This is a genomic window from Nonomuraea sp. NPDC049637 (genome assembly GCF_040675235.1).
Classification (GTDB): Bacteria; Actinomycetota; Actinomycetes; order Streptosporangiales; family Streptosporangiaceae; genus Nonomuraea.
In genome coordinates, this window is the sequence record NZ_JBFAOM010000069.1 from 25,703 (window position 1) to 36,742 (window position 11,040).

Annotated in this window: 11 protein-coding genes; 7 read left to right on the forward strand and 4 right to left on the reverse strand. The window is 68.8% G+C overall.

All coding sequences use genetic code 11. The annotated features are described in order from the left end of the window. The first annotated feature begins 240 nt into the window (after positions 1–240). The 3 genes from AB0J71_RS46475 (at position 241) to AB0J71_RS46485 (ending at position 2,715) form a co-directional block, all read left to right on the forward strand. Positions 241–486 (forward strand): hypothetical protein, encoded by a 246-nt coding sequence (locus AB0J71_RS46475; protein ID WP_364420654.1) that lies wholly within the window; start codon positions 241–243, stop codon positions 484–486. 1,014 nt (positions 487–1,500) lie between these two features. Continuing rightward, on the forward strand, positions 1,501–1,806 hold the full coding sequence (locus tag AB0J71_RS46480) for a hypothetical protein (protein WP_364420656.1): 306 nt from the start codon (positions 1,501–1,503) through the stop codon (positions 1,804–1,806). 570 nt (positions 1,807–2,376) lie between these two features. Continuing rightward, positions 2,377–2,715: an Lsr2 family protein gene (locus AB0J71_RS46485; RefSeq protein WP_364420658.1), complete on the forward strand. Its 339-nt coding sequence runs from the start codon at positions 2,377–2,379 to the stop codon at positions 2,713–2,715. 29 nt (positions 2,716–2,744) lie between these two features. Here the strand turns inward: AB0J71_RS46485 and AB0J71_RS46490 are convergent, their stop codons facing one another. Further along, positions 2,745–3,596: a hypothetical protein gene (locus AB0J71_RS46490; RefSeq protein ID WP_364420660.1), complete on the reverse strand. Its 852-nt coding sequence runs from the start codon at positions 3,594–3,596 to the stop codon at positions 2,745–2,747. A 287-nt stretch (positions 3,597–3,883) separates the two neighbouring features. Here AB0J71_RS46490 and AB0J71_RS46495 point away from each other — a divergent pair, with 287 nt between their 5' ends. From AB0J71_RS46495 to AB0J71_RS46505, 3 genes are all read left to right on the forward strand, one after another. Further along, positions 3,884–4,837: a hypothetical protein gene (locus AB0J71_RS46495; protein ID WP_364420662.1), complete on the forward strand. Its 954-nt coding sequence runs from the start codon at positions 3,884–3,886 to the stop codon at positions 4,835–4,837. A gap of 157 nt (positions 4,838–4,994) precedes the next feature. Continuing rightward, positions 4,995–5,336, forward strand: coding sequence for a hypothetical protein (locus tag AB0J71_RS46500; RefSeq protein WP_364420664.1), 342 nt, complete (start codon positions 4,995–4,997; stop codon positions 5,334–5,336). A gap of 150 nt (positions 5,337–5,486) precedes the next feature. Beyond that, complete coding sequence (locus tag AB0J71_RS46505) at positions 5,487–6,176, forward strand: hypothetical protein (protein WP_364420666.1); 690 nt, start codon at positions 5,487–5,489, stop codon at positions 6,174–6,176. A 427-nt stretch (positions 6,177–6,603) separates the two neighbouring features. Here the strand turns inward: AB0J71_RS46505 and AB0J71_RS46510 are convergent, their stop codons facing one another. The 3 genes from AB0J71_RS46510 to AB0J71_RS46520 form a co-directional block, all read right to left on the reverse strand. Then, positions 6,604–8,331 (reverse strand): hypothetical protein, encoded by a 1,728-nt coding sequence (locus tag AB0J71_RS46510; protein WP_364420667.1) that lies wholly within the window; start codon positions 8,329–8,331, stop codon positions 6,604–6,606. 295 nt (positions 8,332–8,626) lie between these two features. After that, the gene (locus tag AB0J71_RS46515; RefSeq protein ID WP_352328253.1) at positions 8,627–9,052 is read right to left on the reverse strand and encodes a hypothetical protein; all 426 of its coding nucleotides are present in this window, start codon (positions 9,050–9,052) and stop codon (positions 8,627–8,629) included. 284 nt (positions 9,053–9,336) lie between these two features. Next, the gene (locus AB0J71_RS46520) at positions 9,337–10,260 is read right to left on the reverse strand and encodes an NmrA family NAD(P)-binding protein (protein WP_364420669.1); all 924 of its coding nucleotides are present in this window, start codon (positions 10,258–10,260) and stop codon (positions 9,337–9,339) included. 95 nt (positions 10,261–10,355) lie between these two features. Between AB0J71_RS46520 and AB0J71_RS46525 the strand changes: the two genes are divergently transcribed. Continuing rightward, entirely contained in the window at positions 10,356–10,922 is a 567-nt protein-coding gene (locus tag AB0J71_RS46525) for a helix-turn-helix domain-containing protein (protein ID WP_352328251.1), read from the forward strand. Positions 10,923–11,040: the final 118 nt, after the last annotated feature.

Genomic DNA, 11,040 nt, shown 5'->3' on the forward strand with positions numbered 1-11,040 from the left:
GGGTCCAGCCCGCACGCCAGACCATCGCACGATCGAGCCTTACCCTGGCAGACGCGCGCAAATCCCACCTGTCCCGCCTGGCTAGAGCCTGCCTCCCGCCCCTGGCTGCTACCGGCAAGGGTGTGAGCCAATCCCGACATGCTGACGATCGGGCCCTTGTCGGACCCGAGTGGCACCATGATCGGCCTCAACGCATGCAAGCAGAACAAGCCAGCCCATCCCCCGTAGGAGGTCCAGAGAATGGGTGAGTCGCGATGGTTCGCGTGGTGCTTCGATCACGGCCGGCTGCACACCTTCGTTCCCACGCCGCAGCACCCCGACGGTGCCTGGTGCAACGCAGCATGGTTGAAGCTGGCCGGCGAGAGCGAGGCGGCAGCCCTGGCCGACAAGGATCGCCGTTTCGGACAGGCCCGCTTCTTCGACGAGCTACCGGACGAGACTCAGTTGCAGGTGCTGCGGGAGACCGATCCGCGGCAGGCGCGCTGACATCCCTCATACCCCCCAGCTCAGGAACGCCTCCTCCCCCGCGTGCCGGAGGCCCGGCACAGCACACAGGTACGCCCCCCAGCGCGCGGCGCCGAAGTTCACCCGCCGCCTGTGGTTATCCGGCCCGCACGGCCACGCAGTTCGAGCCAGGCTTCCACCACAGCGCTACCGCTGTGGTGGCCCATGGTGTCCCCGGGGGCACCCTGCCGTGCATGCCGAAGCGGCCGCTGCGGACGGCAGCCCATCAGACAGCCGAACCGTGGCCGCGCGCTCGTGTCGCGCTACGCGCCGTCTTGGGGGCCGCTGGGCGCGTACCTCTCCAGCATCGCCAGCGAGTCATCCAGCCCAGGCCTGGCCGCAGACCTGCTGCCGCCATGGACTGCCTGGAAGCCTACGTCCGGTCCGCCCAGGCGGCGCGCAACCTCCTCGCGCGCTGTCGCGGTCAGTCATCACCCGGACACCGGAGATCGACAGGGACGCGGCTTCGGCAAGGAGTGCGAGCTGATAGGGCCGCGACCGAATGAAATGCCCCCGGTAGGCGACAAGAAGCTCTATGTGAGAGTCACCTTCACGTTTGACACGGGACAGCTTCCGTCATTCATCCAGGAAGGGATCGGATGGGAGCAATCGGAGCATACGCCTCTGCGATCGCCACACCATCGGCGGCTCCTGAAACCCTGCGTACTGGCACCATTTCGGCTGCGTGGGAGGTGGCGGAGCAACCGGGCGATGTCGCTGGCGATCTCTTCCATGGCCCTCACAGGTTTTCGCGACGAGTGCACATGACACGCAGTGTCATGTGAAACCCCCCGGGGAAAGGCGAATGATCAGATACAGAGATGCCGCCCCCGGAGGATGAAGAATTAGACGATAGATCTACGGGACACAGGCGGTTGACTTGTGGGAGTCTTACGCGCAAGCGGCCCGAAGCCGCCACAAACGCGAACGGCCCCCCATGCGCCGGGAGGCCGTTCTTGCGATGTCCAGATCCCGTCGAAAAGAAAAGGACTCCTCGTGAGACTACTATCCCGACCCCGAACCACGAAGGATATCGGGGATTCTGCCACGCCCGGACGTGCCGATGCCGCCGACAACGGCCCCAGCAGCCTCGCCAGAAATGCCGCCACGCACGACGCCAACAACGACGCCGACTACGACGGCCACCACACCGCTGACAGTAAGGCGCTACCCCTGCGCTGGGCAGTCGTCCTGATAACCGGCGCAGGCACGGGTATCCCGGTCGGCCTGGCAGCCGGAGTGACAGCAGGCGTTCTGGCCGGAGTGGCCATGGCCACCCTGTTCCACCAGATCCTCACCTAGCCTCCCGGCAAAACCGATCCAGCGGCACAATATTCCGGGAAGCCGGGACCGCATCCCCTCCCGCGCGTGCACCCTTGCGCGTCATGAGGTGCACGCCGGGCAAATCACCGATCCAGGGGATATCAAGCACTCATAATACGGCCACCGCGTCAGGCTGCTCAGCGCAGCAAGCCCGCTCACGGACAAACGCCGCGCTCGTGCGACCTTGGGCAGACAGTCATCTCATGCTCTGGTCATCGCAGGCAGCCAAACGCTCCGCGATGCGCGCTCTATCAGCCAACGTCTCGCGCATGATGCGCGCCGCGCCCGTGGTGCGCTCACCGAGTAAGCCACCTCAGCAGGGAGCGCCGCAAGAGCAGGCCGAGCCGGATCCCGCCCTCCAGGTCGCCCCGAGATTCACGAGCGTCTCGCCGTCGACGGGCCCCAAGGCGCAGCGCTCACTATTGCGGCCTTCACACAATCTACGGAAAACCGGTCACTGGACGAGCGGCATACTGTGATCGCCAAGCCACTACCGCTACATTTGGGATATCGGAACCAGCTATATGCACCTCACGCCTGGAGCGGTTAATGGCTAAGCAGATCGTAGAGACCTTGATCGACGATGTGAACGGTGAGGAGGCGAGCGAAACCGTTGTCTTCGCGCTCGACGGATCCTCCTACGAAATCGACCTCACTGACGCAAATGCCAAGACGCTACGGGATGCGCTCAGCCCGTTCGTCACACACGCCCGCCGGACCAGCACCGCGGGCCAGCGACGCGGCGGCAGGCCGTCCGGCGCGCGTCCGATGAGCCGGGCTCGCAGCATGGAGATCCGCCAGTGGGCCAAGGAACATGGCCTGCCGGTGAGCGAGCGGGGGCGCATCGCCGCCACCATCGTGGAGCAGTACGACACAGCACATCGTTGAGAGCGCCGTGGCGCGCAGGCAGCGCTCGGTCAGCGAATCACCCGCCGGCGTTCCGTCTGAGCCCTCAGCCGATCATGCTGCTGCTGGGCCGCCTGCCAGGTGATCCCCCGCAGAGCGCGACCGATCAACGACCAGGACACCGCCGGGGTCCGCCCACGTGCCCGATCCAGATCAGCCAGGCGTTCGGCGTCCAGCTCAGCCAGGACGCGCTCGCGGCGTTCGGCGGCCAGCGCCAGGACGGCCACGTCGACGATGGCGTCAGCGGCAGGGTCGGCACGGGCTGCAGCCAGCGCCGCGTCATCTTGCAAAGTGGTCAGCCGCTGACGCCACTGCTGGGCAGCAACGCCGCTCGCGTAGCGCGCCGTGAGCAGCTGCAATGCCACGCGCGGGCAGGCGGCCACCTCCGCCGGAGAAGGTTCTGGCAGCAGCCAGGACACCCCGCCGTGCTGCACAAGCAGATCCGACACCCGGTAGCTGTCGCGGCCGGCCACCTGGATCAGTTGTGCCGCCATGGTGGCGACCTGGTCATCCTCGGCGCGATCAGGATGGTCAAGGTGCTGGCATGCGTCGCGGATGATCCAATCCATGCGGCCCGCCAGGTACTCCTGTCCACTGAAAGACAGGTCTCCCGCGATCGCCAGACGCACCGCCTGCACAGCGAACGCCTCTGCGGAGATGCTCCGATCGAGGCCGATCGCCCCACAGTCGAGGCCGACCGAAGCGTGCTCTCGCACCAGAGCCCGCATGGTGGAGCTGGCCGGACCATCGCACCACCGAAAGTCCCAGCCAGGCCCCGCGAAGACTGCCTCGACATCGCCGGCAATGACGGTGCTGAGCGTACGGGCCAGGTCGCGCATCTGCCGGGAACGACTGACTGCCACGCTGATCTCCTCCCGCCCCAGGAAGGCACAAGCTTAGCTTGCATCGCTACCAGCAGGTCGACGGAGCTCGGCACGCCGAAGCAACAAGCCGCCTTCCCGCCGGCCGGTCTTACCGCCTCAGCCCCTGCAGAGACGCATCCCCGCAGACCCGTCGGAAAGGCGGTGCGCGGACGGTCTTGTGACATGATCACAGGATGAGTCGTCAGTTACCCACCGGCGGCCCCACCTCCCGGCCCCCCGCCATCATCGCCCGCGGCCCGCGCCACCCAGTGGCCGTGTGCTGATTCATGCCCACCTCACATACCGGCCAGGAACGACATGGCCCCTCAGGCTTCCCCGTTTCCCCCGGCGCCGATCCCCACCAGCTCGCGGCCGACCCGCAGATCCACGGCATCGGCCACATCGAGGGACTGCATCCGCGCCTCAACGGGCAGGCCGGCGACGTCCCAGCGGCCGACGTCGACCTCCTCGACGACCTGGACGGCACAAGGGTGCAGGCACTCCGAGACTGGCTACGCGACAAGCCGTCCCTGCCGTTGCGCCGCACCCGACTGCGGGTTCTAGCCTCCTTCCTGCGCTGGCTGAACTCCTCCGGCCCCGCAGCCTGCCACGGCGATCTGCTCACGGCCGAGCCGCAAGTGGATGCCTACTGCCTGGCTGCCCTCGTCGCCGGCCTACCGCCCCGAGGCACACCACTGGCCAAGGCCACGGTGATGCGCCGACGCGCCATCTTGCATTCCTTCTACACCTTCACCCGCGGCCGCGGCGCCGCACCCGCCAACGCCCCCGGCTGCACCGCCGATCGGCTCACACCGGCCCAACGCCGCCTCGTGCGAGCCGGAGCCGCTCGCTTGGCCGAACAGGGACGCCTGTCCGAGGCCGTCGCCGTCGCGCTGCTGGAAGCCACCGGCACCTCGGCGGCCGCGCTGTCGGAGCTGACCGACCGCGACATCCACCTGCCATCCGGCATCGAGCTCGCGCTCGTCACCGTGGTCGACGACCGGGACGACATCGTGGCCTTCCCCCTCCCTGCGCACCTGCGCGCCTGGGTGGCCAAGCTGTGCACCGGCCGGCCAGCCGGCCAACCGCTGCTCACCCAGGAGGACGGCACTCGCGTGAACCTGGAGTGGATGAGGAACGCCCTCGCAGATGCCGCCCTGGCTGCCGGTTCTCCCCCGCAGCTGGTTCCACGCCTGGATCCCCAGATGCTGCGCGCCCGCGCTGGACGCGACCTCCGATAGCTCTCCACAACACCCGCGGGCCTTGGCATGCCTGCGCGAGCAGCCTGAGCCGAGCAGGCGACCACCTCGGCCACGCATACGATGAAGCATGTTCCTGCCGCCACAATGGCCCGCCGCCGTGAGGCCACCGGACACGCCGGACTGGGAGGTCTCAGCCGTGGCCTGGCTCCTGGACGCCGGGCCACCCGAGTGGCGGCAGCTCGACGCGCTCCGCCGCCATCCCATCGCCCTGGCCCACAAAGCGGCACTGTACGTCCAAGGCGCTGTGGAGGCAGCCCGGACCGGCTACCGGCAGGCCACCCGCGAGCTGACGCACCATCTGCCCCCTGACGCCATCCACGCCGTGCTCGACGCCTATCGCATCGAAGGCCCGCGCCTCATCGCGCTGGCCCAATCCATCGAGGTGGTAGAGCAGGCCCTGCGCGGGCACCCGTTCACTCCCACACTCCGCGGCGGCGGCCGTACCGGAGCCGGTCCACCTCCGCCGAGCGCCGCATAGCGGCCGAAGGCAGCTCCGCAGGGCGGAGATTACGCAGCGCTCGGTGTTGTCGGCCCTGCCGGCGATTCAGCCCGAACATCGCCGGGTGGTGCGCTAACCTACCCAAACCCAGATATTTACCGACAGTCAGATCCACGTGTAGGTGAGCCTGTGGCGACCCCATCCCCCACCCCGGACCCCGCCCCCCTCACACCGACCAAACTCGCAGCACGCCTCGACGTATGGCCACTCACGGCCGATCACCACGCCATCTGGCTGCTCAGCGGCACCACCCCATGGCAATCAACAGACCTCGACCGCGCCCCGCACACCGCAGCCCACCAACTGCTCGCCACCCACGGGATCTCCACCACCATCCGCCTCCTGCACTCCACCAGCTGGCGGCCCGGCAACAACGCCATCGTCCTGACCTACCTCGCCATCCTCGACCCCACCAACCCCATCCAGACCGCCTGGCCCCAAGCCCAGGCCATCACCGCCGAACGGGTCGAGGCAGCAGGCAAACCCACACCCACCCCCGCAACGCAGGCCCCGGCGCCACGACAGATCGACGTGCTCCTCCACGCCCTACGCCACCTGCACTTCCTCACGATGACCGACACGCCGGCCAGCACAGCGTTAGACGATCAGTGGAGGGCGCACCTGAACGGCTTCGCCACCGCCTTGAGCGGCCTCTACACCACCGACACGCCGCTCACGCACCGCCCCCGGCACGTCTGGCCATCATGGCGACCAGCCACTCCCGATCAGCGGCCACCGCGCCCGGGTCACCAGGATCCTCAAGAGCACGCTAACCAGCATCACCCCTGGCCGGGGAGCACATCCGGGAGCGCGGGTTGACCATCTGCTGGAAGACTTCCTCCGGCTCCGTCGCCCCCACAACAGGTGGATAGGGGAGCTCGTGGCGGGCCAGAGCCCGTCTGAAGACCTCTTCCGGCTCTGTCATGCCGCCCACGGAAACGCCGGGCACGGCCTTGGCCACAACACCCTGCTGCCCATCGCTCCCCCTCTTCCCAGACTCGCCTGGAGCTGCGGCACGGCTGCCCGCGTGGGACCCGTCGCCCAGCTCTTCTCCAGACAATGGCCGCTTCATGATGGGTGAGCTCCTGTCCCACTCAGTCAGCAGGTGCCTGCTGCCTCCACCAGATCCGAGGCTACCCACCTTGCGCCCCCTACCCCAGCGAACCGCAAGCTGGCCGCCGTTTCACCGCCACCACGACCGCACCATCATCTAAGCTGCAATCGCGCCTCAGCAGGCACGCCACACCTAGATCACGCCTGCCAACAGATCCACCCCACCGCCCCCGCCGCGGAGAAGCGCACATTCACGCAACAACGTTTCAGCGCACCCTTTACACGCCAGGCCCCTACTGGACGCTGACCTCTTCCTCCAGCCCGAAGCTTTCAATATGCCGCCAACTTGCCCGCGGCGGGCCTGCCGCCAACGGCCGTTGCCCTGGCCACGGTAGACGCAGTACAGGGTGTTCCCGAGAACCGCCAGCGCCGGCGCGGAGGGGCTGGCGTGGCCGCCGATGGGCGTGGCGGCGCTCCAGCTGGTGCCGTCGAAGGTCGACCAGTACAGCTGCTCGTTGTCGTTACTGCCACGGTGGACGCAGTACAGCTTGTTGTCGTAGGCGGCCAGTGCGGGCGTGGCGTTCCTGAGGGGGCCGGGGAAGAGGGTGTCGCCGCTCCAGTTGGTGCCGTCGTAGTGGCACCACCACATTTGCTGGAAGTCGCCGCTGGTGTGCGCGCAGTACAGCTTGTCGTCGAAGACAGCCAGCGCGGCGCCCGTGCGAGCGGTGGCGGTGGGCAGCAGCGCGCCCTGGCTCCAGGTGCCGGCGTTGGAGGAAGTGGTCAGGCGCAGCCGTTCCTCGTCAGGCAGGGTAAGGCGGATGTGGAGATCGAAACGGCCGATGCCGTTGAAGCCCCAGTGGTCGATGGCGCCCGGGCGGTTGGCCAGCGCGGCAAGCGCGGGCCGGCTGAAGACGATGGTGCGACTCTGCACCAGGTCGTCGTCGTTGCGGAACCACTCGATCAGCGCCTGGACGAGCGCGGTGATGACAGTGAGGTAATCCCCGATGTCCGATCCGCCCCCCTCCCAGTACCAGGCGGGATTGTCCTTGAACTGGTAGGCGATCTGCTGCAGCTTGTCACCGATCTTCTTCAGGTCCTCGACGAGCTTGCTGTGCCAGGAGGAGGGGCTGTCGTCGGCTTCCCAGCACTGGATGTGGATGGGCAGGCTGTTGCCGACCCGGCCGTTGAACAGAGTGGTGCCCGCATCGAACACGCGCACCGAACCGGTCTGGACGTCGCCGTACTCCCGCGTCTTGTTCCACTTGTTCCTGGCGGTCTCGTTGGCTGAGGCGTAGGCCCAGTAGATCTCGTCTTGAGGGCCGAACACCGTGTCTCCGGTACTGCGCCGGCATTCGAACCGTTGCAGGTCCAGTCTCAGGTCTATCGGCGGGGGCGAGACCGGGGTCGCGGCGTCAGAGCGGGAGCTGCCGACGACGGTGACGCCGTAGCCGTAGTCGGCCATGGCCTGGAGGAAGTCCTCGCTGTCGAGGGGCTCGTCCTCGGCGAGGGCATCGATGTTCACGAAGTTCACGTTGGGCAGGGCGCGGAGTTCCTCGCCCAGGGCGGCGATGTCCTTGGCCAGGTCGTCTTGTGTGTAGCCCTCGGTGAGGGGGCGATCGGCCACGGTGGCGGAGAGTGTCTGGCGGGTGGCGGCAACGTTCTCCTCGGTGAAGGTGCGGCCGAACGCGCGGACCTCCTCGTCGTCGTCCGCCAGTGTCCGGAGCATGTCGACGAGTTCTTGTTCGAGCTCGGTCAGCTCCAGCCCGGCCTCCAGGCGCGCGGCACCGCGCAGCATCACCCCGACAAGCAAGAAGACGGCCGGGGGCGGCGTTGCCCGGCGGGCGAGGCGTTCGGTGGCCGGGCGGCCCTGCTGGGTGGCCCGGACGCGGTCCAGTCGCTCCGCGCGCGTGGGATATGGCATGTGCTACCTCCATCACGGCCGGTCCCGCGCGGACCGGACCGGCATTGACGTTACTTACCGCAAGGGGTTGATTACACCCCTCGGGTAGGCGGAGACGGGAATTGTCCGCAACCGGCCAACGGGGTGCGGTCACCTCCGCGGGCCGATGTCCCGACGGTGGGCCTGCCCTCCTCTCCCGCCCGGAGCGCGGCGACAGGCGTACCGCTGATCTCTGCACTCAGCCTCCTCGACGATCGGAGAGCGCGGCCATCCGTCGCCGGCGTCGAACAGCAGATGGGGACGGGGCGCAGGGCGCTCAGGATCGTGGCGAGGCAAGGGCCAGCAGCGCGGCGGCCAAGGCGCGGCCGTGCGCGGCAGCGTGCCGGCCGTCGCTCAGCCGGATCTGCCGGCCCTGGTGGTGCAGCACCACGGCGCCGTCCGGCTGCCGGGCGACGGCGAGGCCGGCCTCGGGCAACCGCACCCCGCGCACGCCGTCGCCGGGGTCGCCGCTGAGGTCGGCCAGGTCGGGCAGCACCAGCCCGGCGGCGGCCTGGGCGACGGCCAGCCGGTCGCGCAGTTCTCGCCCTTGCTCGCCAGCGCGCTCGCGTCCGGCCTCGGCGGCCTGGGCCTGCTGCTCGGCGGCCGCGGCGCGCTCGCGCTGGAGGTCGCGCTCGGTGCCGGCCCGGCGCAGCTCGTCCTCGGCGGCTGACCAGCTCCGCTCTTGGCGTGGCGTAGCGCCCATCCGATCTACTTTGAGCGGGCCGTCTCCCGTCGCAGCACTTCAGCGAGAAGGCGTGACTCCGCCTCGGTGACCCTCGACTGCCCCGTCTTCGACGGTGATCTCGGATTGACGAGCGAAATAGCTGGTCAGCTGCATTTGTGGAGTGTCAGGGACGTAAGGCAAGCAGGTGCGCACGGTCAGGCGTGGCGGGCCATCTTGACGGCTGAGATCAGCAAGACGATGGTCGGGGCAGGGATGAGGACCAGCTCCGGGGTGACGCCGAGCAGTCGGCCGTCCCCTCTGTGTCAAGCCGCGGGCCGCAGGTGCTGCCGAGCCCATTCCTCGAAGCTGGTGAGCGGAAGGCCGAGGTCCCTGGCGTACTGCGGGCGGGCCGGCTGCCCGGCTATGTTCATCCACTCGTGTGAGGCGCCCATCGCCGGCATTCCGGCGGCGAGTGCCTGTTCCTCGGTCATGTCCGGCGCGGGCAGGTGTGTGCCCAGCGCGCGGGAGAGAACCTCGGCGACCTCCGTCATGGACAGATGGTCACTCGCCAGCTCCAGCTCGACCCCGTGGAACCGCTCCGGCTCGGCGATGGCTGCGGCGGCTGCCCTGCCGATGTCGTCCACCGCGGCGAGGGAGAGCCGGGTGTCCGGCTTCACGACGCTCACCAAACCGCCTTCCACACCCCGCGGGAACAGGAAAGCCATGGACGGCAGGAAGTTCTCCATGAAGAAACCCGGTTTGAGGATCGTCCAGCGGGAGAAGCCGGCCGCACGGACCCGGTCCTGGATCGTGCTCTTGGCTCCCAGGCTGGCGTCCAAGGAGCCCCAGCGGCCTGCGATCCAGCCGGGAGCCTCGGTGTGCTGACCGGCGCCACTGGTGGAGGTGTGCACGAACTGCGGCACTCCCGCAGCCTGCGCGCCCTCGATGAGGTTGACGGCCTGGGCCACCTCTCCGTCGAAATCGAAACCTTCGGCGGCCAGGGCGGGCATCTGAACGGAGAAGACGGCGCGGACACCTGTGGCGGCCCGCACCACCGAATCGCGATCGTGGAGATCACCGGTGACCAGATCGGCGCCCAGCGCCTCGACGGCCTTGGCTCGCTGGGTGTCGGGGTGACGCACCAGGGCGCGTACGGGTACGCCTGCGGCGAGCAGGGCTCGGGCGGTGGCGCCGCCCTGCCTGCCGGTGGCGCCGGTGACCAGGACGGGTGCGGGATGTGCAGTCATTGTGCTCCTCGGAGCTATAAACGGCGGGGGTCGCCGTTTTCTGTGCGATAAGATATGGCGGCCCCCGCCATTTAGCAACCCTGGAGATGACGCCCATGCCCGACCGCCAGCGCGCAGACGCCCGGCGCAACTATGCGCGCATCCTCGCCGTGGCCGAGGAGGAGGTCGCCGCACACGGAGCCGGCGCCTCCCTGGAACAGATCGCGCGCGTCGCGGGGGTCGGCTCGGCCACCGTGCGCCGCCACTTCCCGACCCGCCGGGCGCTGCTGGAGGCGGTCTCCCATCAACGCATCGAGGCCCTGGCCGCCCGTGCCCGCGAGCTGACGGGCAAGGGCGACAGCCGTGACGCGCTCCTGCAATGGCTCAGTGACGTCGTCGCCTACTGCGTCGCGGCCCGAGGGCTGGCAGCGGCACTGGCCTACGACGGGGCCGAGACCGACCCCGTACACGAGAACACCTGCTCGGCGATGATGGCGGAGGCGGGGAACCCCCTGCTGCAGCGCGCCGTACAGGACGGGGCGGTGGCGGAAGGCGTCACCGTCGCCGACCTGATCGCGCTGATCGTCGGTGTCGTCCTGGCGACGGAGCACCACCCTGACCCGGCGGCCCGCGCGGACCGGCTGTTCCGGCTGGCCGTGGCGGGGCTGAGCCCGCAGGGCTGAGAAGCCTGCTCGAAAGACCGTCCCCCGCAGCACCCGCTCCAACTGCGGGCTGTCGCCGTACTGGCCCGGCGTCAGGACCAGCGACAGCGTCCGGCATCGGCCGTCCGCCGACAGGTGG